At 70.8% G+C, this 20,487-nt stretch carries 18 protein-coding genes and 1 pseudogene; 6 read left to right on the top strand and 13 right to left on the bottom strand.

Translation table 11 applies throughout. The features are described 5' to 3' along the window. Positions 1 to 63: 63 nt before the first annotated feature. On the bottom strand, positions 64 to 2,184 hold the full coding sequence (gene glgX, locus ACFYOP_RS18015) for a glycogen debranching protein GlgX (protein ID WP_356894675.1): 2,121 nt from the start codon (positions 2,182 to 2,184) through the stop codon (positions 64 to 66). A gap of 379 nt (positions 2,185 to 2,563) precedes the next feature. Between glgX and ACFYOP_RS18010 the strand changes: the two genes are divergently transcribed. Together ACFYOP_RS18010 and ACFYOP_RS18005 are read left to right on the top strand one after the other, a co-directional pair. After that, a complete protein-coding gene (locus ACFYOP_RS18010; RefSeq protein ID WP_356894673.1) occupies positions 2,564 to 3,799 on the top strand; it encodes an SAV2148 family HEPN domain-containing protein in 1,236 nt (411 codons plus the stop codon). Between the two features lie 109 nt (positions 3,800 to 3,908). Continuing rightward, positions 3,909 to 4,631 carry a 3'-5' exonuclease gene (locus ACFYOP_RS18005; protein ID WP_356894671.1) on the top strand — a complete coding sequence of 241 codons (723 nt, stop codon included), beginning with the start codon at positions 3,909 to 3,911 and terminating at the stop codon, positions 4,629 to 4,631. A 45-nt stretch (positions 4,632 to 4,676) separates the two neighbouring features. On the opposite strand, the gene ACFYOP_RS18000 is transcribed toward ACFYOP_RS18005, so the two are convergent. Together ACFYOP_RS18000 and ACFYOP_RS17995 are read right to left on the bottom strand one after the other, a co-directional pair. Continuing rightward, positions 4,677 to 5,531, bottom strand: a complete 855-nt coding sequence (locus ACFYOP_RS18000) for an aminoglycoside phosphotransferase family protein (protein WP_356894669.1) — start codon at positions 5,529 to 5,531, stop codon at positions 4,677 to 4,679. 242 nt (positions 5,532 to 5,773) lie between these two features. After that, a complete protein-coding gene (locus ACFYOP_RS17995) occupies positions 5,774 to 7,138 on the bottom strand; it encodes an endo-1,4-beta-xylanase (RefSeq protein WP_356894667.1) in 1,365 nt (454 codons plus the stop codon). A 364-nt stretch (positions 7,139 to 7,502) separates the two neighbouring features. Here ACFYOP_RS17995 and ACFYOP_RS17990 point away from each other — a divergent pair. The 4 genes and pseudogenes from ACFYOP_RS17990 to ACFYOP_RS17975 all read left to right on the top strand — a co-directional run. After that, positions 7,503 to 7,721 (top strand): annotated as a pseudogene (locus tag ACFYOP_RS17990) (glycosyl transferase); the annotation flags it as partial. Positions 7,722 to 8,663: 942 nt separating this feature from the next. Continuing rightward, a complete protein-coding gene (locus ACFYOP_RS17985) occupies positions 8,664 to 9,863 on the top strand; it encodes a S8 family peptidase (protein WP_356894665.1) in 1,200 nt (399 codons plus the stop codon). A 77-nt stretch (positions 9,864 to 9,940) separates the two neighbouring features. Next, positions 9,941 to 10,489: a DUF1697 domain-containing protein gene (locus ACFYOP_RS17980; protein WP_356894663.1), complete on the top strand. Its 549-nt coding sequence runs from the start codon at positions 9,941 to 9,943 to the stop codon at positions 10,487 to 10,489. A gap of 131 nt (positions 10,490 to 10,620) precedes the next feature. Beyond that, on the top strand, positions 10,621 to 11,247 hold the full coding sequence (locus tag ACFYOP_RS17975) for a DsbA family protein (protein ID WP_356894661.1): 627 nt from the start codon (positions 10,621 to 10,623) through the stop codon (positions 11,245 to 11,247). A 14-nt stretch (positions 11,248 to 11,261) separates the two neighbouring features. On the opposite strand, the gene ACFYOP_RS17970 is transcribed toward ACFYOP_RS17975, so the two are convergent. The 10 genes from ACFYOP_RS17970 to ACFYOP_RS17925 all read right to left on the bottom strand — a co-directional run bounded on the left by ACFYOP_RS17970 (position 11,262) and on the right by ACFYOP_RS17925 (position 20,479). Continuing rightward, the gene (locus tag ACFYOP_RS17970) at positions 11,262 to 12,002 is read right to left on the bottom strand and encodes a sirohydrochlorin chelatase (protein ID WP_356894659.1); all 741 of its coding nucleotides are present in this window, start codon (positions 12,000 to 12,002) and stop codon (positions 11,262 to 11,264) included. A 4-nt stretch (positions 12,003 to 12,006) separates the two neighbouring features. Next, positions 12,007 to 12,912, bottom strand: a complete 906-nt coding sequence (locus tag ACFYOP_RS17965; RefSeq protein ID WP_356894657.1) for an ABC transporter permease — start codon at positions 12,910 to 12,912, stop codon at positions 12,007 to 12,009. Further along, positions 12,899 to 13,693 carry an ABC transporter ATP-binding protein gene (locus ACFYOP_RS17960; protein ID WP_356894655.1) on the bottom strand — a complete coding sequence of 265 codons (795 nt, stop codon included), beginning with the start codon at positions 13,691 to 13,693 and terminating at the stop codon, positions 12,899 to 12,901. Before ACFYOP_RS17960 ends, ACFYOP_RS17965 begins: the two co-directional genes overlap by 14 nt. 35 nt (positions 13,694 to 13,728) lie before the next feature. Next, on the bottom strand, positions 13,729 to 14,838 hold the full coding sequence (locus tag ACFYOP_RS17955; protein ID WP_356894653.1) for an aliphatic sulfonate ABC transporter substrate-binding protein: 1,110 nt from the start codon (positions 14,836 to 14,838) through the stop codon (positions 13,729 to 13,731). Between the two features lie 222 nt (positions 14,839 to 15,060). Continuing rightward, positions 15,061 to 16,404: a GTP-binding protein gene (locus ACFYOP_RS17950; protein WP_356894651.1), complete on the bottom strand. Its 1,344-nt coding sequence runs from the start codon at positions 16,402 to 16,404 to the stop codon at positions 15,061 to 15,063. A gap of 2 nt (positions 16,405 to 16,406) precedes the next feature. Beyond that, positions 16,407 to 17,345, bottom strand: a complete 939-nt coding sequence (gene cysD / locus ACFYOP_RS17945; RefSeq protein WP_388451962.1) for a sulfate adenylyltransferase subunit CysD — start codon at positions 17,343 to 17,345, stop codon at positions 16,407 to 16,409. After that, positions 17,342 to 17,908 carry an adenylyl-sulfate kinase gene (gene cysC, locus ACFYOP_RS17940; RefSeq protein ID WP_356897473.1) on the bottom strand — a complete coding sequence of 189 codons (567 nt, stop codon included), beginning with the start codon at positions 17,906 to 17,908 and terminating at the stop codon, positions 17,342 to 17,344. Before cysC ends, cysD begins: the two co-directional genes overlap by 4 nt. Continuing rightward, positions 17,908 to 18,609 (bottom strand): phosphoadenylyl-sulfate reductase, encoded by a 702-nt coding sequence (locus tag ACFYOP_RS17935; protein WP_356897474.1) that lies wholly within the window; start codon positions 18,607 to 18,609, stop codon positions 17,908 to 17,910. Before ACFYOP_RS17935 ends, cysC begins: the two co-directional genes overlap by 1 nt. Next, positions 18,606 to 18,785: a hypothetical protein gene (locus ACFYOP_RS17930; RefSeq protein ID WP_356897475.1), complete on the bottom strand. Its 180-nt coding sequence runs from the start codon at positions 18,783 to 18,785 to the stop codon at positions 18,606 to 18,608. The genes ACFYOP_RS17935 and ACFYOP_RS17930 overlap by 4 nt, the downstream gene beginning before the upstream one ends. Next, positions 18,782 to 20,479 carry a nitrite/sulfite reductase gene (locus ACFYOP_RS17925; RefSeq protein WP_356897476.1) on the bottom strand — a complete coding sequence of 566 codons (1,698 nt, stop codon included), beginning with the start codon at positions 20,477 to 20,479 and terminating at the stop codon, positions 18,782 to 18,784. Before ACFYOP_RS17925 ends, ACFYOP_RS17930 begins: the two co-directional genes overlap by 4 nt. Positions 20,480 to 20,487 lie beyond the last annotated feature (8 nt).

Raw genomic sequence — 20,487 nt, 5'->3', positions numbered from 1 at the left:
CCGCGGAAGTCCGACCGTCGTGGCAGCCCGGCCGCCGGCTGCCCGGCCGTCACCGGGCGGGTGTTACGCGGGGCGCCGCAGCACCGTCATGCTGCGGCCCACCAGCCGCAGCTCGTCCCCGGCGGAGACCATCGGTCCCCGGCCCGGCGGGACACCTTCCTTGCAGGCCGTGTCCACGACCACCTGCCACTGTTCGCCGTGGCTCACCGGCACGGTGAAGTCGAGCTCCTCCGCGCTGGCGTTGAACATCAGCAGGAACGAGTCGTCCGAGATCCGCTCGCCCCGGGGCCCCGGCTCGGAGATCGCGTGGCCGTTGAGGAAGACCGACAGCGCCTTGGCGTGCGCGGCCTGCCAGTCCCTGGCGACCATCTCGTCACCCTGCGGGGTGAACCAGGCGATGTCCGTCAGCTCGTCGTGCGTCCCTTCCACCGGCCGGCCGTGGAAGAACCGCCGCCGCCGGAAGACGGGGTGGTCACGCCGCAGCCACACCATCGTCTTGGTGAACGCCAGCAGCGACCCCTCCTCGTCGTCGCCGGGGTCGGGCCAGTGCACCCAGGCGATCTCGTTGTCCTGGCAGTACGCGTTGTTGTTGCCGCCCTGGGTGCGGCCGAACTCGTCGCCGTGGCTGAGCATCGGCACGCCCTGCGAGAGCATCAGCGTGGCGATGAAGTTGCGCATCTGGCGCTCGCGCAGCTCCAGCACGCCCTCGTCGTCGGTGTCGCCCTCCGCGCCGCAGTTCCACGAACGGTTGTGGCTCTCGCCGTCGCGGTTGTTCTCGCCGTTGGCCTCGTTGTGCTTGTCGTTGTAGGAGACGAGGTCGTGCAGGGTGAAGCCGTCGTGGCAGGTGGTGAAGTTGATCGAGGCCAGGGGGCGGCGGCCGTCGTCCTGGTACAGGTCGGAGGAGCCGGTCAGCCGGGACGCGAACTCGGCGAGGGTGCGCGGCTCGCCCCGCCACAGGTCCCGTACGCAGTCGCGGTACTTGCCGTTCCACTCGGTCCACAGCGGCGGGAAGTTGCCCACCTGGTAACCGCCCTCGCCGACGTCCCACGGCTCCGCGATCAGCTTGACCTGGCTGACCACCGGGTCCTGCTGCACCAGGTCGAAGAAGGACGACAGCCGGTCCACCTCGTGGAACTGGCGGGCGAGCGTCGCCGCGAGGTCGAAGCGGAATCCGTCCACGTGCATCTCGGTCACCCAGTAGCGCAGCGAGTCCATGATCAGTTGCAGCACATGGGGGCTGCGCATCAGCAGGGAGTTCCCGGTGCCGGTGGTGTCCATGTAGTACCGGCGGTCCTCGGTGAGCCTGTAGTACGACTCGTTGTCCAGGCCGCGGAAGGAGAGCGTGGGGCCGAGATGGTTGCCCTCGGCGGTGTGGTTGTAGACCACGTCGAGGATGACCTCGATGCCCGCCTGGTGCAGGGCCCGCACCGCCTGCTTGAACTCGAGCACCTGCTCGCCGCGGTCGCCCCAGGACGCGTAGGAGTTGTGCGGGGCGAAGAAGCCGATGGTGTTGTAGCCCCAGTAGTTGTTCAGCCCGGCGTCGACCAGCCGGTGGTCGTTGACGAACTGGTGCACCGGCATCAATTCGAGCGCGGTGACGCCCAGTTCCGTCAGGTGGGAGATGACGGCGGGGTGGGCCAGCCCGGCGTAGGTGCCGCGGAGCTCGGGCGGCAGTTCCGGGTGCAGCATGGTCAGGCCCTTCACATGGGCCTCGTAGATCACCGTGCGGTGGTAGTCGGTGCGCGGCAGCCGGTCGTCGCCCCAGTCGAAGTAGGGGTTCACGACCACCGACGTCATGGTGTGCGGCGCGGAGTCCAGGTCGTTGCGGGAGTCCGGTCTGCCGAAGTGGTAGCCGTAGACCGACTCGTTCCACTCGATCGAGCCACTGATCGCACGCGCGTACGGATCAAGCAGTAACTTTGCGGAGTTGCAGCGCTGCCCGCGGGCGGGCTCGTACGGGCCGTGCACCCGGAAGCCGTAGCGTTGGCCGGGCATGATGCCCGGCAGATAGGCGTGCCGCACGAACGCGTCGGTCTCGCGCAGCTCCACCGCTGTCTCCGAGCCGTCGTCGTGGAGCAGACACAGCTCGATCCGGTGTGCGGCCTCCGAATGCACCGCGAAGTTGGTGCCGGCGCCGTCGTACGTGGCGCCGAGGGGGTACGCCTGTCCCGGCCAGACCTGCATAGATTCGACTCTTCCATTCTGATCCGGGTAATGGGAGCTACTCGGACAAGATCCTCCCGCAAAGTGGGGCAAGCTCCTAGGACTTCGCGCCGTCCTACCGGGTGACTGCGCCGGAGCCGACCGCGCGCGTGTACGGATCGGCCCGGCGCGCCCCCGCGCGCTGGGCGGCGCCGTGGCCGGGGGCCGACCGGCCGGGGGCGGCGTCAATTCTATGAATCCCCTCACTCCACGAAGAGTGCCGTTGCCGTAACGGAGCGCATCAGCAGGCGAGTTGGATAGATTCCCCGGACGATCCTGGTGCACCGCCTCCCGCAGCCGGAGTACCCTTCCTTGATCGTTGGAGACGGGCGTCAGATACGCGGAAGAAGGCGGTGCGCGGGTGAGCTCGGGAGGGCTGGAGCTACCCCCCGGTGACACGGGTCACGAGGGGGGAGACTCCACCGAGGTCCCGCCAGGAGCGGTCTCGCTCGCGCGGCCGATGGAGATAGGGGCGGAGCTGGACTGGGGCGCGGACGCCTGGAGCGAGGTGCGGACACGCGCCCAGCGGGCCGGCCGCGCCTACATCTGGCTGAATCTGGTCGAACAGCGGCTGCGGGCGGTCGTGGCCGCCGTGCTGCGCCCGGTCTACGAGCCGGTGCACGGCGACGACTGGGTGGTCGCAGCCGCCGGCCCGGCCGGCCAGGAGTGGGTGCAGCGGGCCGTCGCGGTACGGGAGGTCTCCCGCCGCAAGGGCTATCTGCTGGACCCGGCGGACGACAACGTCCTCTCCTTCCTGACCCTGCCGCAGCTGCGCGAGCTGATGGTCCAGCACTGGCCCTGCTTCGAGCCGTACTTCGACGACCGGCGCGACGTGGAGCTGGCGCTCGACGAGCTCGAGGTGGCCCGGAACGTGGTCTCCCGCAACCGCGCGCTCAACGAGGCGGTGCTCGCCCAGGCCGAGCGGGCCTCGTCACGGCTGCTGGAGATACTCGGCAACGGCGCCGGCGTCCCCTCGGCCGACCGGCTCCGTGTCGACGCGGTGGAGGACCTGGTCGGCGACCGGTACGCGGACGTCGTCTCCGTCCACTCCGACCGCGTCAGGCTGCAGCGCCAGCTGCCCGCCGAGGACCTCTTCGGCGGCGCCCGCCGCCTCGACGCGATCGGCATAGGACTGAACCTGCTGGTCCAGAACTTCTCCGGCCGCAGGCTCGTCCGGCTCGCCGAGTCGGGATGCCGGGTCCGGCTGCTCTTCCTGAACCCGGCGAGCAGCGCCGTCAAACGCCGCGAGCGGGAACTCGGTCTCAAGAAGGGCGAGCTGAGCCGCACGGTGGAGATGAACATCCTCCATATGCGCCGCGTCCGCTCCCGGCTGCGCGACCCAGGCGCCTTCGAGATCCAGGTCTTCGACGAGACGCCCCGCTTCACCGCCTACCTCGTGGACGGCGACGGCCCCGACGGCCTCGCCGTCATCCAGTCCTACCTCCGCCGGGCCCGCGGCATGGAGGCGCCGGTGCTGGTGCTGCGGGGCGGAGGACGCTCCGTGGTGCGGGCGGGACAGGACAGCGAAACGGGACTTTTCCAGACATATCGCGAGGAGTTCGAGTCGGTCTGGGTCGATTCGCGCCCTGTGTCCTGAGCCTCCTGAGTGTCCTTCAGCGTTCGCCGCCGGACCCGCTGTCAGTGGCGCGTGCGAGAGTGGTCGTCAACTGGGGGAAGTACCACCGCACCACCGAGAAGGGGGCATCATGTCCTGGCACCGCGAGCTGCTGGTCGGCTTCGATCTGGAGACGACGGGGACCGATCCGCTCGACGCGCGCATCGTGACGGCAGCCGTCGTCGAGCTGCGCGCGGGCGAGCCGGTGCGGAGCCACGGCTGGATGGCGGACCCGGGGATAAGCATCCCGGCACAGGCCTCCGCCATCCACGGCATCAGCAACGAACGGGCGTCGGCCGAGGGCCGGCCCCCGCGCGAGGTGGTCGACGAGATCGCCACCCTCGTGTGCGGGCACTGGCGCCGGGGCGTCCCGGTCGTCGCGTACAACGCCGCGTTCGACCTGACGCTGCTGGCGGCCGAGTTGCAGCGGCACGGCCTGCCCTCCCTGGCGGAGCGGCTGCACGGCCGGCCGGTCGGCCCCGTGATCGATCCGTACACGATCGACCGGGCCGTCGACCGGTACCGCAAGGGCAAGCGCACCCTCGAAGCGGTCTGCGTCGAGTACGGGGTGGTGCTCGCCAGCGCCCACCACGCCGACGCGGACGCCCGCGCGGCGGTCCTGGTGGCGTGCGCGATAGCCGAACGGCACGCCATGGTCGCCACCCTCGCCGTGGCGGAGCTGCACGACCGGCAGGTGGAGTGGTACGCCCAGTGGGCGACCGACTTCCAGAGCTTCCTGCGCCGCAAGGGCACGGTGGACGCGGTGGTCGACACATCCTGGCCGATGCGCGAGCTGGCCCCGGTCGCGGGCTGACAGGTGGGCCGACACGGGAGGCCGGTCCGGTCCGGCCGGGTCCCGTCAGAAGGGGTACCAGCGCACCTCGGGGTCCCCGTCGCGCAGTGAGCCCACTCTGCGGCGGAACTCGGCCAGCGCCTTGGGGTTGGACGGCGCGTGCTGGGCGACCCATGCGCAGCTTGCCGTCTCGCGGGCGCCGCGCAGGACGGGGCAGCCGTCCCACTCGCGTACGTCCCAGCCGTAGGTCTCGGTGAAGGCGTCGTACGCCCGGGGGGCGAGGCCGTAGCGGTCGCGGGACAGGGCCATGACCACCAGATCGTGCTCGCGCAGATCCGACGAGACGGTCTCGAGGTCGACCAGGACCGGGCCGTCCGGGCCCACATGGACGTTGCGGGGGAGGGCGTCGCCGTGGATCGGCCCCGGCGGCAGGTGTGGAGCGAGCCCGGCGGCGGCCGTCGCGAAACCGTCACGGCGGGCCCGCAGATAGTCGGCGTCGGCCGGGTCGATCGCGTCGCCCGCCAGCCGCAGCCAGCGTTCGACACCGCCGAGCAGCTCCCGTCGGGGGAGGGTGAAGGAAGGAGGAGCGAGCGCGTGGACAAGGCGCAGCAGCTGGGCCAGGTCGGCGGGCTCCGCCGGGCGTACGGCGTCGGGCAACCGGTGCCACACCGTCACGGGGTGGCCGTCGACCAGCCGCGGGCCGGTCCCGGCGGCGGCCCGTACCGCGGGCACCCCGGCCGCCTCCAGCCAGCCGGCGACGGCCAGTTCCCGCTCCGCACGCGCCAGCAGGCCGGCGTCCCTGCCGACCTTCACGACCACCTGGTCCGTCGCGAACACGGCGTTCTCGCCGAGCGCCAGCAGCGCCGCTTCCCTCGGGAAGCCGGCCGCCGCCAGCACCTCGCGTGCCCGTGTCTCGTCCATCGCCCGCTCCCAGCACCGTTGGTGAACCCGACAGAGTCTCGCATCAGCGCAGGTCGCCCGGTACGGCGACGCGGCACGACGGACCGCTGCCGCAGGTCGCCGGCGGCGATCCCGGGGTGGTACGGGCAGCGCGGGGTCCGGCCCCGGCGCTGACGAGGCATGGACGACGGCGCGACGACCGGGAGGGTCGCCGCGCCGCGCGGGTGCTTGCCGTCAGGCGGACAGGAGGCGGTCGGGAGGCGTCAGGAAGCGGTGCAGGAGCCGACGCTCGGCGCGTTCCAGTTGCCGTTCGCCATGACCGTGAAGCCGAAGCTCGTGGAGCTTCCGGCCGCGAGGTTGCCGTTGCCGTTCGGCCGCATCGTCATCACATTGCCGCTGCTGTCCCAGGTCGGGCTGCCGTTCCAGGTGGCGGAGATCTTCTGGGGCGAGGAGACCGTCACGTTGACGGACCAGTTGCTGATCGGGGTGCTGCCGGCCGTGACGGTCACCTGGCCGTTGAAGCGGTCGCCCCAGCGGGTGGTCTCCGCGTAGCGCACGGTGCAGGTGGCGGCGCCGCCACCGCCGCCCCCGCCGCCGCCACCGGACGTGCCGCCGAGTGCGGCCAGCACCGAGTGGTAGGCAGCCTTCTTGGTGTAGTTGCCGTCGAACAGGAGCGGGGTGCCGCTGCTGCGCCACGAGTACTTGTCGGTGACGCCCCAGACGGTGATGCCGGTGCAGCGGGTGACGGCCAGACAGGCGTTCACGGCGCGGCTGTAGCTGTCGGCCTGCGAGGAGCCGGAGCCCTCGATGTCCAGCTCGGTGATCTGCACGTCGACACCGAGGTCGGCGAAGCGCTGGAGGTTGGCCCGGTAGTCGCTGGGCACCGGCGAGGCGCTGTTGAAGTGGGACTGGAAGCCGACGCAGTCGATCGGGACACCGCGCTGCTTGAAGTCCTTCACCATGTTGTAGACGGCGTTGCTCTTCGCGTTCACACCGTCGGTGTTGTAGTCGTTGTAGCAGAGCTTCGCCGCGGGATCGACGGTGCGGGCGGTGCGGAACGCCTCCTCGATGAACCCGTTGCCCAGCTTGTCCTGGAAGGGCGAGCTGCGACGGGCTCCGCTGCCGCCGTCCTGGAATGCCTCGTTGACCACGTCCCAGGAGTGGATCTTGCCGCGGTAGTGCTGCATCACCTGAGTGATGTGGTTGTTCATCGCGGAACGCAACTCGGTCGCGTTCAGTCCGCCCACCCAGCCGGGCAGTTGGGAGTGCCAGACCAGGGTGTGGCCGCGGACGTCCATGCCCCGGCTCCGGGCGTGGTTGACGATCTGGTCGGCGGCACCGAAGCTGAACGAGTTGCGGGAGCTCTCCAGCGCGTCCCATTTCATCTCGTTCTCCGGGGTGACCGAGTTGAACTCGGTGTTCAGCGTGGAGACGTAGTCGGACTCTCCCAGACGGTTGGCGGCCACGGCCGTACCGAAGTAGCGGCCCTTCTCCGCCGCCGAGGCGCCGAGTGTGGTTGCGGCGTGGGCGGTGCCCTGCAGGGCGACCGTTCCGGCGGCGGCCATGGCCACCGCGGCTGTGACGACGAGTGCCCCGCGGGCACGCCGACGTGACGAACTGCCGATCATTGCGACCTCTTCTTCCGGTGCCCGGGCAGCGGAAAATCGTGCCGGGGCGCGGTAGGTGGACCTTTCGTGGTGCCGTGTGCACCCGCCGGGCGCCGGAGGCGCTCGGGCGGGGAGGTGCGATCGGTGGAGAGTATGCGAGTGGTTCTGAGGTGTCGTCAACGGAAAATTTCTCGAAACTTCTCGAAATATTTTCCTGGCCGGTCAGAGCCCTCAAATTCTTTGAGCTGCGGTAAAGGTCTATGCCGCAAGCGGAGTTGGCGCGGAAGGTCGGCCGAATTTCGCCTATGGAGGTCGTCGGGACCTCGAAAGTTTCGGAGCGGAATATCCAGGCGATCGCACGAGACGTCTCGTCTATCGTCGTCGCCTGACCGAACCGCAGCGGGCCCACCTCGCCATGTTCTCCATCGCGGCCCCGGGGCATGTGAACCCGAGCCTCGAAGTGATCCGCGAGCTCGTCGCCCGCGGACACCGCGTCGGCTACGCGATCCCCGAGTCGTTCGCCGACCGGATCGCGGAGACCGGCGCGGAGCCGGTCGTCTACAAGTCGACACTGCCCACCGAGGACGAGCCGGACGCCTGGGGACTGCGCGGAGCGTGTTCCCCTGCCCCCACCCTCCGGCCCGGCGGCCGGCGGACCCCCACCTGCCCTGTCCCGGCTCTGCCCGGACCCGCGCCTCAATCGCCCCCTACGGCCTGGCGGCCGTGGGAGGTGCCCCCAGGCGGGGCTGGGTTGGCCGGTCTCGTCGGGGCTCCGCCCCCGGGCCCCGCGCCTCAATCTCCCCCTATGGCCTGGCGGCCGTGGGAGGTGCCCCCAGGCGGGGCTTGAGTTGCCGGGCAACTCAAGCCCGGCAGGCGGGGCGTCCCGCGGGGCTGAGGTGGCCCGGGCGGCTCCGGCCCGGCCTGGAGTGCTCCCCCTACGCCTGGCGGCGTGGGGTGCCCCCACCCACGGCCGCCAGGCCGTAGGGCGAGTTTGAGGCCACCGCGCGAAGCGCGGTACCGGCCCGGGCGAAGCCCGGCCCACCGCCGGGAGGGCGGTACGGGGGCTGGGGCCCCCACACTGCGTACGGCCGTCCCGGCTTTCCCGGTCGTCCGTCGTCACGGTCCCGGAATATGTGCGGACGTGTGTGAATTGCGTGCATGAATGGTCGTACACGTGGTCGGAGCGTGGGGCGCATGTGCGCGGTGTCTGTACACAGCCCTTCTGCTTGCTTCGGAGCCATGGGCGTTATCCGGTCGTCTCGTTCTGCCGCACGGTGACTCGGGGCGCGGCCGCTCCTTCTCCAGGACGGTGGGCGTCCCTGATGCGAGGGATGGAAGCCCCCTACAGCTAAAGGCCGTTGGCCCTCCGGCCCGACTTGGAGAGCGATGGCCGATTTCTTATTAAGAAACCTTGTTGAGTAAGTCACAGCTTCATGAAGGTCTTGATATGAGCCCGTCAATCGGTCAGGGTTTCGAGCCAGCCCCGGGAGATCTTCCGTCCACGGGGCCATCCCCCCACAAAAAGATGACGAGGAGCCCCCTCTTCATGGCAACTCACAAGCGCGCGAGCCGGATCAAGCTCACCGCCGCCATAACCGCAGTGGCCGCCGCAGCAGGCGTCACACTGATCAACACGTCCTTCGCCGGAGCGGCCGCTCCCGCCGAGGGCAAGATCTACGGCGCGAACGCCGAAGGCGCCGTCGCCGGCAGCTACATCGTCATGCTGGACGAGAAGGCCGACAAGAAGGGACTGGCCGAGGAGTACGGCGGCACGCTGCGTCGCAACTACAGCTCCGCCATCAACGGCTTCTCCGCCAGCGGCCTTTCGGAGACCGAGGCCAAGCGCCTCGCCGCCGACCCGGCCGTCGCCAAGGTCGTCCAGAACAAGAAGTTCACCATCGACGCCACCCAGACCGACCCGCCGTCCTGGGGTCTCGACCGGGTCGACCAGACCGACACGGCGGGCGACAGCGCGTACACCTACCCGGACAGTGCCGGCGAGGGTGTGACCGCGTACGTCATCGACACTGGAGTCCGCGTCTCCCACAAGGACTTCGAGGGCCGCGCCACGCACGGCTTCGACGCCGTGGACGACGACGACTCCGCCGACGACGGCAACGGCCACGGCACCCATGTCGCGGGCACCATCGCCGGTGCGGCGCACGGCGTCGCCAAGAAGGCGAAGATCGTCGCCGTCCGGGTGCTGGACGACAACGGCTCCGGCACCACCGAGCAGGTCGTCGCCGGCATCGACTGGGTCACCCAAAACCACGAGGGCCCGTCGGTCGCCAACATGAGCCTCGGCGGCAGCGCCGACGAGGCCCTCGACGAGGCCGTGCGCAAGGCCGTCGCCGCCGGTGTCACCTTCGGTGTCGCGGCCGGCAACGAGTCCTCCGACGCGGGCCAGGGCTCCCCGTCACGCGTGCAGGAGGCCATCACCGTCGCCTCCTCCACCAAGGACGACGCCCAGTCGGACTTCTCCAACTTCGGGGAGATCGTGGACATCTACGCCCCCGGCTCCGACATCACCTCCGCGTGGAACGACAGCGACGAGGGCACCAAGACCATCTCCGGTACCTCGATGGCGACCCCGCACGTCGTCGGCGCCGCCGCGGTCTACCTCGCCGGCCACCAGGAGGCCACCCCGGAGGAGGTCGCCACCGCCCTCACCGAGGGCGCGACGGCCGACAAGATCACCAACCCCAGCGCGGGAACGCCCAACAAGCTGCTGAAGATCGTCGAGTGACCGACGGCCCACGCCGCTGAAACCGGCGGTCGCCGTGCCCTCCCCCACGGGGCGCGGCGACCGCCTATCGTTCCGGCATGACGACGAAGTATGCGGCCCTCCTGCGCGGGATCAACGTCGGCGGCGCCAAGAAGGTCCCCATGGCACAACTGCGCGCCGTCCTCGACGGTTTGGGGTACGCGGACGTCGCCACCTACCTGCAGAGCGGCAACGCGGTGTTCAGCAGCGAGGAGACGGACGAGAACGTCCTCGCCGCCGCGCTGGAGCAGGCGATCGAGAAGGAGTTCGGCTTCCGGGTCGACACCCTGGTGCGCGGCGCCGGGTATCTCCGCGCGGTCGCCGAGGCATGCCCCTTCCCGGCGGCCTCCCTCGAAGGCAAGCAGCTGCACGTCACGTTCTTCTCCGGGCCCGTCACCGCCGACCGCTTCGCGTCCGTCGACGCGGCGGCCCATCTGCCGGAGGAGTTCCGGCTGGGCGACCGCGTCCTGTATCTGTACGCGCCGGACGGCCTCGGTCGCTCGAAGCTCGCGGCCACGCTCTCCCGGCCCGGTCTGCTCAAGGACCTCGTCGGCACCAGCCGCAACTGGAACACCGTCGTCAAGCTCGTGGAGATGACCCGCGGCTGACGCGAGCGGCTCGGGCGGAAGCGGCCGCGCGAACGGCCACGGGCGGAAGCGGCCCGGCGTCGAAGTGGCCCGGCGAAGCGGATGGTCAATGGCCCAGGGACGCAGGCGACTTGACGGCTAGCGTCGTCGGCATGACCACCACGGACACCGACCGCCGGACCGCCGTCGACTTCTACTTCGACCCCGCCTGCCCCTTCGCCTGGATCACCTCGCGCTGGCTGCTGGAGGTCGAAAGCGAACGCGCGCTCGACCTCCGCTTCCGCGTGATGAGCCTGTACTTCCACAACCTCGGCAACGAGCTCCCCGACTGGTACCGCGAACTGGTCGACAAGTCGATCGGCCCGGTGCGTGTCGCGGCCGCCACGGCCGAGCAGCACGGCGACGACGTGCTGCGCGACCTCTACACCGCCTTCGGCACCCGCATCCACCGGGAGAAGAACGAGGACTTCGACGAGGTCGTCGCCCAGTCCCTCGCCGAGCTCGGCCTGCCAGCGTCCCTGGCGGCCGCCGCGCACGACCCCGCGTACGACGACGCCGTCCGCCGCAGCCACGACGCGGGCAAGGACCCCGGTGCCGACGCCTATGTCGGCACCCCGACGATCCACGTCGACGGCACCGTCTGGTTCGGTCCGGTTCTCAACTCGGTCCCGCGGGGCGCGGAGGCCGTACGCCTCTTCGACAGCTTCCGGGTCCTCGCCGACCACCCGGACCTCTTCGAACTGAAGCGCGCCCGTACGGGCAGCCTCGTCTTCGACTGACGCCGCCCGCAGGGCTACGCGCCCACCGCCAGCAGGTGTTCCGCCGGCGACTCCTCGTAGCGCCGCAGCAGCAGCCGTGCCAGTTCCGGCGCGGCGCCCAGGACGTCGGACACGGTGTCCGCGTCGGCGGCGCCAGCCGCGATGCGGTCGGGGAGGCGGCCCGGGGCGATCACGTACGGGGCCACGGCGACGCGGGCGGCGCCGTCGGCGCGCAGGGCGCGGACCGCGTCCTCGGTGCGCGGAAGGGATGCGGAGGCGAACGCAGGCCGCACGGCGCACCAACCGGTGTGCCGCAGCTCCCGCGCTGTGTGAGCGATCACTGCGATCGCCTCCGGGTCTGTGGAGCCCGCGGCGGCCAGTACCAGGCCGGTCGAGCTCTTGTCGGCGGGGGTGAGGCCCGCCTCGTACAGCCGCCGTTCGACCGCGGCGAGCAGCAGCGGCGACGGGCCGAGGACCGCGGCCCGGCGGACGCGCAGCGTGGGCGGCGCCTGGCGCAGCACGGCCGGGATGTCCGCCTTGGCGTGGAAGGCGCGCGTCAGCAGCAGCGGCAGCGCCACCACGTCCCGTACGCCGTCGGCCGCCAGCCGGTTGAGGACCCGCGGCACCGAGGGGGCGTCGAAGTCGAGGAACGCGGTCTCGACGCGCAGGCCCGGCCGCATGGCGCGCACCCGCCGCACCAGGGCGTCGACGGTCGCGGCGTGCCGCGGGTCGCGGCTGCCGTGCGCCATGACGAGGAGGGCCGGTCCGTGGGTCATCGGCTCAGCTCCGCACGAGCAGACCGCGGCTGCGCAGGACCCACCGCTCCAGCGGACTGAAGATCAGCAGGTCGATCGCGATGCCGACGATCAGGATCAGCAGGATGGCGAGGAACACGCCGGGCATGTCGGCGTTGTTGCGGCCGTTCTCCAGCAACTGGCCGAGGCCGAGGCCCAGGTCGGGGGAGGATGCGATGATCTCCGCGGCCATCAGCGAACGCCAGGAGAACGCCCAGCCCTGCTTCAGCCCCGCCACATAACCGGGCAGCGCCGCCGGCATCACGATGTGCCAGGCGCCCCGCAGCCCGGTCGCGCCCAGTGTGCGGCCGGCCCGCAGGAACAGCGGCGGTACCTGGTCGACGCCGGAGACCAGGCCGTTCGCGATCGACGGGACCGCGCCCAGCAGGATCACGGCGAACATCATCTTGTCGTTCAGCCCGAGCCAGATCACGGCCGGCGGCACCCAGGCGACGGACGGCAGCGACTGCAGGCCCGACAGGATCGGCCCGATCGCGGCACGGACGAACCTGACCCGGGCCACCAGCAGTCCGAGCGGGGTGCCGATGGCGAGGGCCAGCAGGAAGCCGAGCAGACCGCGGGAGACGCTGGTCCAGATGACCTCGAACAGCGTGCCCTGCAGCCACATGCCGGACACGCTGTCCCACACCGCGGACGGCGCGGGCAGCTTGTAGTCCTCGGTGACCTCCGCCCACACCAGCACCTGCCAGGCGAGGAGCACCAGCGCCACGGCGGTGAGCGGCGGCAGCACCTTCTTCAGCAGCACCTCGCGCACCGGCGTGCGGCTCACCTGCACCGCGTCCAGCGCGTCGAGCCCCGCCTCGAGACCCGCCAGGTCGTCGGCCCGGCCCGCGCCCTTCCCGGCGGTCCCGGTCGTGTCAGTGCTGGCCATGTCGGCGGATCTCCCCACGCAGTTCTTCGGTGATCTCGACGGACAGCTCCGCCACCTCGGTGTCCTCGATACGCCGCGGCTGCTCGATGTCGACGCTCCACTCCCGCGCCACCCGCCCCGGCCGTGACGACAGCAGCACCACCCGCTGCGCGAGCCGCACCGCCTCACGGACGTTGTGGGTGACGAACAGGACGGAGACGTTCGTCTCCCGCCAGATCCGGGTCAGCTCGTCGTGCAGCACGTCCCGGGTGATGGCGTCGAGCGCCGCGAACGGCTCGTCCATCAGCAGCAGCTGACTGTCCTGCGCCAGCGCGCGGGCCATGGCGACCCGCTGCCGCATCCCGCCCGACAGCTCGTGCACCCGCTTGCGGTACGCGCCGCCGAGCCGCACCAGCTCCAGCAGCCGCTCGGCCTCGCCGCGCCGTACGCTCTTCGGCACGCCGCGCAGCCTGAGCGCCAGTTCGATGTTCTTGCCCGCGGTCAGCCACGGGAACAGGGCGTGTTCCTGGAACATCAGGGCGGGCCGGCCGCCGGGCGTCTCGATGGAGCCCGCGGTCGGCCGGTCGAGCCCCGCGACCAGGTTCAGCAGCGTCGACTTGCCGCAGCCGGACGCTCCCAGCAGAGTGACGAACTCGCCCGGCGCGACATCGAGCGTGATGTCGTCCAGCACGAGCTGCGGCCCGGCGGGCCCGTTGAAGGACTTGGAGACATGCCCGATACGGGCCGCGTACGTCTGCTCGACACTCACGCGGTCCTCGGCCTTGGCGATGGCAGTGGCCATGGTCGTCACCTCCTGGGGAACTCGGCTGGTACGGATCACTTGACGCCGAGTCCGGCGTCGGAGACCTCGGGCGCGCCCGCGGCGCCGAGGACCTTGTTCAGTGGCTTCAGGTCGTAGATCCCGGCGAGGTCGGGCCGCTCCAGCAGGCCCGCCCGCACCGCGTGGTCGGCCTGCGTGTCGAGCGTCGCGGCGAGCGGGTCGTCGGTGAACCGGAGGGACTTCCACGCCGGGTCGATCACCTCCGGCGGCAGCGGCTTGCCGGTCAGCTCCTCGAGCTTGGCGTTGGCCGAGGCCCTGGCCTGCTCGGGGTTGGCGGCGATCCACTCGTTCGTCTTCACCGTGCCGCGCAGTACCGCCTCGACGACGGCCGGGTGCTCCTTGAGGAACTTCTGCGACACGACGATGTTCGTGATCACGAACTTCCCGTCCGGCCACAGGTCCGCCTCGTCGACCAGCACCTTCGCGCCCGCGGCCACCAGCCTGGAGGCGGCGGGCTCCGGCATCCACGCCCCGTCGATCGCCCCGGACCGGTAGGCGCCCGGCGTCACCTTGGGCTGCATCCGGACGGCCGAGACGTCGCCCTTGCCGCTCTGGGGGTCGATCTTCCAGCCCTGCTCCGCGGCCCAGTTGAGGAACGCCACGTCCTGCGTGTTGCCGAGCTGCGGGGTGGCGATCCGCTTGCCCTCGACGTCGGCCGGGGACGTGATCCTCTCCGGGTTCACGACGAGCTTCACCCCGCCGGACGCGGAACCGCCGATGATCCGCAGGCTCTCACCGCCCGACTTCACATAGGCGTTGACGGCGGGGGAGGGGCCGATGAACCCGATGTCGATCGAGCCCGCGTTCAGGGCCTCGATCTCGGAGGGGCCGGCGTTGAAGCTCGCGGTCGACACCTTGGTGCCGCCCAGCTCCCGCTGCAGGATGCCCTCCCGGTCGCCCACGAGCGCCGTGGCATGGGTGAGGTTGGGGAAGTACCCGATCCGCACGGTGTCCAGACCCCCGACCTTCGGACCCTCCGCCGCGTGGGCGACGGGTGCCTTCACGGCCTGGGAGCCGTAGCCGCAGGCCGTGAGGACCACGGCGAGGAGCGGCAGCGCGGCTGCGGCGGCGAGGCCGCGGCCCAGGAACGTACGGGTGGCTGGCACGGGAGGTCTTCCTCTCGTAGGCCCGGTCCCTACGTCAGGTCGGGCCGGGTCGTCGGCGGGCGGTCAGGCTTTCGGCGGTGCGGGACGCCGGGGGCGCGCTCGGGCAGCGCCCCCGGTACTGCGGTCATCGCGCACATCGCGCCACCCCGCCCGTGCCCGCGCCGAGAACCCCGCTGCCTACGCGGCCGCCCTCCTTGGCGAAGGTCGAGAAGACGTCGGTCATCAGAAGTCCCAGGCCGCGTCGTCGGCGGACTGCTCGGCGGCGGCCTCGGCGGCGAAGGCGTCGCCCGCCATGCCCGCGGCGAGCGTAGTGCCGTCGGCGGGGTCGATGAGCAGGAACGACCCGGTGCGGCGCGAGTGCGCGTACGAGTCGAGCGCCAGCGGCTCGGCGGTGCGCACCTTGACGCGGCCGATGTCGTTGGCGACGAGCTGCCCGGGGGCCGGGTGCTGGGAGAGGTCGTCGAGGGTGAGCCGCGAGGGGATCTCCTTGACGATCGCCTTCACGGTGCGGGTGGTGTGCTTGAGCAGCACCCGCTGGCCGACGGTGAGCGGCTGGTCGGCGACGTGGCAGACGGTCGCCTCGACGTCCTGCGTGGTCGGCGGGGCGTCGTCGGTCGGCACGATCAGGTCGCCGCGGGAGACGTCGATGTCGTCCTCCAGCAGCAGCGTGACCGACTGCGGCGTCCAGGCCACGTCCACCGGCTCGCCCAGCAGGTCGATGCCGGAGACCTTCGAGGTGCGGCCGGAGGGCAGCACCGTGACGGACTCGCCGACGCGGAAGGCGCCGGCGGCGATCTGGCCCGCGTAGCCGCGGTAGTCGGGGTGCTCGGCGGTCTGCGGCCGGATCACGTACTGCACCGGCAGCCGGGCGTGGCAGGTGGCCAGGTCGTGGCTGACAGGCACGGTCTCGAGGTGTTCGAGCACGGTGGGGCCGCCGTACCAGTCCATGTTCGCGGACGGTTCCACCACGTTGTCGCCGGCGAGCGCGGAGATCGGGATCGCGGTGATCTCGGGGACGCCCAGCGAGGCGGCGTACGCGGTGAACTCCTCGGCGATCTTCGCGAAGACGGGCTCGGCGTAGTCCACGAGGTCCATCTTGTTGACGGCCAGGACGACGTGCGGGACGCGGAGCAGGGCGGCGACCGCGGCGTGCCGGCGGGTCTGTTCGACGACGCCGTTGCGGGCGTCGACGAGGACGACCGCGAGTTCGGCGGTGGAGGCGCCGGTGACCATGTTGCGGGTGTACTGCACGTGGCCGGGGGTGTCGGCGAGGATGAACCGGCGGCGGGGCGTGGCGAAGTAGCGGTAGGCCACGTCGATGGTGATGCCCTGCTCGCGCTCGGCCCGCAGACCGTCGGTGAGCAGCGCCAGGTCGGGGGTCTCCTGCCCGCGGCTGCGGGAGGCGTGCTCCACGGCCTCCAGTTGGTCGGTGAGGACCGACTTGGAGTCGTGCAGCAGCCGCCCGACGAGGGTGGACTTGCCGTCGTCGACGGACCCGGCGGTGGCGAAGCGCAGCAGGGTGGTGGCGGAGACCTGTTCCGCCAGCTGCTCGGTGGGGCTGGTCATCTCTAGAAGTACCCTTCGCGCTTGCGGTCTTCCATCGCGGCCTCTGACATCTTGTCGTCGGCGCGGGTGGCGCCCCGTTCGGTGAGGCGGGAGGCGGCGATCTCGGTGATCACGGCTTCGAGTGTGGTGGCGTCGGAGTCGACGGCGCCGGTGCAGGACATGTCGCCGACGGTGCGGTAGCGGACCAGCCGCTTCTCGGACGTCTCGGTGTCCTTCGGGCCGCCCCACTCGCCCGCGGTCAGCCACATGCCGGAACGCTTGAACACCTCCCGCTCGTGCGCGAAGTAGATCTGCGGCAGCTCGATCCTCTCGCGCTGGATGTACTGCCACACGTCCAGCTCGGTCCAGTTGGAGAGCGGGAACACCCGCACATGCTCACCCGGCGCGTGGCGGCCGTTGTAGAGCTGCCACAGCTCCGGGCGCTGCCGGCGCGGGTCCCACTGGGAGAACTCGTCGCGCAGGCTGAACACCCGCTCCTTGGCCCGCGCCTTCTCCTCGTCACGCCGCCCGCCGCCGAACACCGCGTCGAACCGGTGCTCCTGGATCGCCTCGGTCAGCGGCACGGTCTGCAGCGGATTGCGGGTCCCGTCGGGACGCTCACGCAGCTTGCCCGCGTCGATGTACTCCTGCACGGAGGCCACATGCAGCCGCAGCCCGTGCCGGGCGACCGTGCGGTCCCGGTACTCCAGGACCTCGGGGAAGTTGTGCCCGGTGTCCACGTGCAGCAGCGAGAACGGCACCGCCGCCGGCGCGAACGCCTTCAGCGCCAGATGCAGCATGACGATGGAGTCCTTGCCGCCGGAGAAGAGGATCACCGGCCGCTCGAACTCGCCCGCCACCTCGCGGAAGATGTGCACCGCCTCCGACTCGAGCGCGTCCAGGTGGGACAGCGCGTACGGGCTGTCCGTACCCTCGCTCACGATGTCGACGCTGGTCGTCACAGCAGACCCCTTTCGGCGAGCAGTGCGTGGACCGCGTCGGCGGATTCCCGCACGGTCTGGTTCTGGGACTCGATCCGCAGGTCGGGCGTCTCGGGCTCCTCGTACGGGTCGTCGACCCCGGTCAGTCCGCTGATCTCGCCCGCGGCCTGCTTGGCGTACAGCCCCTTCACGTCACGCGCCGAGCACACCTCGACCGGAGTGGCGACGTGCACCTCCAGATACGGCGTGCCCTGGCTCTGGTGGCGCTTGCGGACCGCCTCGCGGCTGTCCGCGTACGGGGCGATGACCGGCACCAGCACCTGCACGCCGTTGGACGCGAGGAGTTCGGCGACGAAGCCGATCCGCTGCACATTGGTGTGCCGGTCCTCGCGGCTGAAACCGAGGCCCGCCGAGAGGAACTCGCGGATCTCGTCGCCGTCGAGCAGCTCGACACGGTGGCCCTCCGCGCGCAGCCGGTCCGCCAGCTCGTACGCGATGGTGGTCTTGCCGGCGCTCGGCAGACCCGTGAGCCAGATCGTGGCTCCGGTCACGTCGTTCTCCAAAGGAATCTGATCGGTCGTCATCAGCCGTGCAGCCCGCACTCGGTCTTGCCGCGCCCGGCCCAGCGGCCGGCCCTGGCGTCCTCGCCCTCCAGCACCCGGCGGGTGCAGGGCGCGCAGCCGACGGAGGTGTAGCCGTCCGTGAGCAGTGGGTTGGTGAGCACGCCGTGCTCGGCGACGTAGGCGTCCACGTCGTCCTGCGTCCAGCGGGCGATCGGGGAGACCTTGACCTTGCGCCGCTTCTCGTCCCAGCCGACCACCGGGGTGTTCGCCCGGGTCGGGGACTCGTCGCGGCGCAGGCCCGTCGCCCACGCGTCGTATCCGGTCAGGCCCTGCTCCAGCGGCTTGACCTTGCGCAGGGCGCAGCACAGGTCGGGGTCGCGGTCGTGCAGCTTCGGGCCGTACTCGGCGTCCTGCTCGGCCACCGTCTGGCGGGGGGTGAGCGTGATGACGTTGACGTCCATCACCGCGTCCACCGCGTCACGGGTGCCGATGGTCTCCTCGAAGTGGTAGCCGGTGTCGAGGAAGACCACGTCCACGCCGGGCATGGCACGGGAGGCGAGATGGGCGACCACCGCGTCCTCCATCGAGGAGGTGACGCAGAAACGGGCGCCGAAGGTCTCGGTGGCCCAGTCAAGGATCTCCAGGGCGGAGGCGTCCTCGAGGTCCCGGCCCGCCTGCTCGGCCAGTGACTTGAGGTCCCGCTCGGCCTGAACCGTCGTCATGTCGCTTCCCCTCCACCGTCGCCCTGCTGGAGTCCCCGGCTCAGCAGCCCGAGGAACTTCAGCCGGAAGGCCCGATTGCATGCCCCGCACTCCCACGCGCCGTGACCTTCTTCGCTGGGACGAAGGTCCTCGTCGCCGCAGTACGGGCAGTAGAACGGCGCGGCGCGCTCGCTCATGAGAGGGCCTCCTCTGAGGCCCTGGCCGCCCAGGTCGCGAAGCGCTCGCCGTCCTCGCGCTCCTTCTCGAAGCGCTTGAGGACCCGCTCGACGTAGTCGGGCAGTTCGTCCGAGGTGACCTTCAGGCCGCGGACCTTGCGGCCGAACGCCGGGTCGAGACCCAGCGCCCCGCCGAGGTGCACCTGGTAGCCCTCGACCTGGTTGCCCTCGTCGTCCAGCATGAGCTGGCCCTTGAGACCGATGTCCGCGGTCTGGATGCGGGCGCAGGCGTTGGGGCAGCCGTTGAGGTTGATGGTGAGCGGCTCCTCGAAGCCGGGCAGCCGCCGCTCGAGTTCGTCGATCAGGGCGGAGCCGCGGCCCTTGGTCTCGACGATGGCCAGCTTGCAGAACTCGATGCCCGTGCAGGCCATCGTGCCCCGCCGGAACGGCGACGGCGTGACCCGCAGGTCCAGCGCCTCCAGACCGGCGACCAGCGAGTCGACCCGGTCCTCCGTCACGTCCAGCACGATCATCTTCTGCTCGACCGTGGTCCTCACCCGGCCCGATCCGTGGCCCTCCGCCAGCTCGGCGATCTTGGTGAGGGTCGCCCCGTCGACGCGGCCGACGCGCGGCGCGAAGCCGACGTAGAAACGGCCGTCCTGCTGGCGGTGGACGCCGATGTGGTCGCGCCACTGCTGCGCGGGCTGTTCGGGCGCCGGACCGTCGACGAGCTTGCGCTTCAGGTACTCGTCCTCGAGGACCCGGCGGAACTTCTCGGGCCCCCAGTCGGCGACGAGGAACTTCAGCCGGGCGCGGTTGCGCAGCCGGCGGTAGCCGTAGTCGCGGAAGATCGAGACCACGCCCTCCCAGGCGTCGGGGACCTCGTCCAGCGGCACCCAGGCGCCGAGCCGCACGCCGAGCTTCGGGTTGGTGGACAGGCCGCCGCCGACCCAGAGGTCGAAGCCGGGGCCGTGCTCGGGGTGGTTCACGCCGACGAAGGCGATGTCGTTGATCTCGTGTGCGACGTCCAGCAGCGGCGAGCCGGAGATCGCGGTCTTGAACTTGCGGGGCAGGTTCGAGAATTCCTTGTTGCCGATGTACCGGCGGTGGATCTCGTCGACGGCGGGGCTGCCGTCGACGATCTCGTCGGCGGCGATGCCCGCGACCGGAGAGCCGAGGATCGTACGGGGAGTGTCCCCGCACGCCTCGGTCGTCGACAGGCCCACGGCCTCCAGACGCCGCCAGATCTCCGGGACGTCCTCGATGCGGATCCAGTGGTACTGGACGTTCTGCCGGTCGGTGAGGTCCGCGGTGCCACTGGCGAATTCCTGGGAGATCTCGCCGATGACCCGCAGCTGCTCGGTGGTCAGCCGGCCGCCGTCGATGCGGACCCGCAGCATGAAGTACTCGTCGTCCAGCTCCTCCGGCTCCAGGATCGCGGTCTTGCCGCCGTCGATCCCGGGCTTGCGCTGGGTGTAGAGACCCCACCAGCGCATCCGGCCGCGCAGGTCTGCGCCGTCGATCGAGTCGAAACCGCGGTGCGCGTAGATCGTCTCAATGCGTGTCCGCACATTGAGACCGTCGTCGTCCTTCTTCGTCTGCTCGTTGCCGTTGAGGGGCGTGTGGTGCCCCATGGCCCACTGACCCTCGCCGCGGTGGCGTCCGGCTTTGCGGCGAGGCGTGACGGAGTCGGGCTGTTCCGGGCTGGCGGCCATGGCGATAG

Source organism: Streptomyces sp. NPDC006294 (genome assembly GCF_042870895.1).
In the GTDB taxonomy this organism is placed as follows: Bacteria; Actinomycetota; Actinomycetes; order Streptomycetales; family Streptomycetaceae; genus Streptomyces.
The sequence above is the reverse complement of the archived record's forward strand: the minus strand, read 5'-3'. Positions and strand labels throughout refer to the sequence as shown.

Excerpts from the sequence above, each read along its gene's own strand:
- ACFYOP_RS17935 (WP_356897474.1), bottom strand. The coding sequence starts at position 18,609 with ATGACGACGGTTCAGGCCGAGCGGGACCTCAAGTCACTGGCCGAGCAG.
- ACFYOP_RS17975 (WP_356894661.1), top strand. The coding sequence starts at position 10,621 with ATGACCACCACGGACACCGACCGCCGGACCGCCGTCGACTTCTACTTC.
- ACFYOP_RS18000 (WP_356894669.1), bottom strand. The coding sequence starts at position 5,531 with ATGGACGAGACACGGGCACGCGAGGTGCTGGCGGCGGCCGGCTTCCCG.
- ACFYOP_RS17995 (WP_356894667.1), bottom strand. The coding sequence starts at position 7,138 with ATGATCGGCAGTTCGTCACGTCGGCGTGCCCGCGGGGCACTCGTCGTC.
- ACFYOP_RS18005 (WP_356894671.1), top strand. The coding sequence starts at position 3,909 with ATGTCCTGGCACCGCGAGCTGCTGGTCGGCTTCGATCTGGAGACGACG.
- ACFYOP_RS17970 (WP_356894659.1), bottom strand. The coding sequence starts at position 12,002 with ATGACCCACGGACCGGCCCTCCTCGTCATGGCGCACGGCAGCCGCGAC.
- ACFYOP_RS17980 (WP_356894663.1), top strand. The coding sequence starts at position 9,941 with ATGACGACGAAGTATGCGGCCCTCCTGCGCGGGATCAACGTCGGCGGC.
- ACFYOP_RS17965 (WP_356894657.1), bottom strand. The coding sequence starts at position 12,912 with ATGGCCAGCACTGACACGACCGGGACCGCCGGGAAGGGCGCGGGCCGG.
- ACFYOP_RS17925 (WP_356897476.1), bottom strand. The coding sequence starts at position 20,479 with ATGGCCGCCAGCCCGGAACAGCCCGACTCCGTCACGCCTCGCCGCAAA.
- cysC (WP_356897473.1), bottom strand. The coding sequence starts at position 17,908 with ATGACGACCGATCAGATTCCTTTGGAGAACGACGTGACCGGAGCCACG.
- ACFYOP_RS17985 (WP_356894665.1), top strand. The coding sequence starts at position 8,664 with ATGGCAACTCACAAGCGCGCGAGCCGGATCAAGCTCACCGCCGCCATA.
- glgX (WP_356894675.1), bottom strand. The coding sequence starts at position 2,184 with ATGCAGGTCTGGCCGGGACAGGCGTACCCCCTCGGCGCCACGTACGAC.
- ACFYOP_RS17930 (WP_356897475.1), bottom strand. The coding sequence starts at position 18,785 with ATGAGCGAGCGCGCCGCGCCGTTCTACTGCCCGTACTGCGGCGACGAG.
- ACFYOP_RS17950 (WP_356894651.1), bottom strand. The coding sequence starts at position 16,404 with ATGACCAGCCCCACCGAGCAGCTGGCGGAACAGGTCTCCGCCACCACC.
- ACFYOP_RS17960 (WP_356894655.1), bottom strand. The coding sequence starts at position 13,693 with ATGGCCACTGCCATCGCCAAGGCCGAGGACCGCGTGAGTGTCGAGCAG.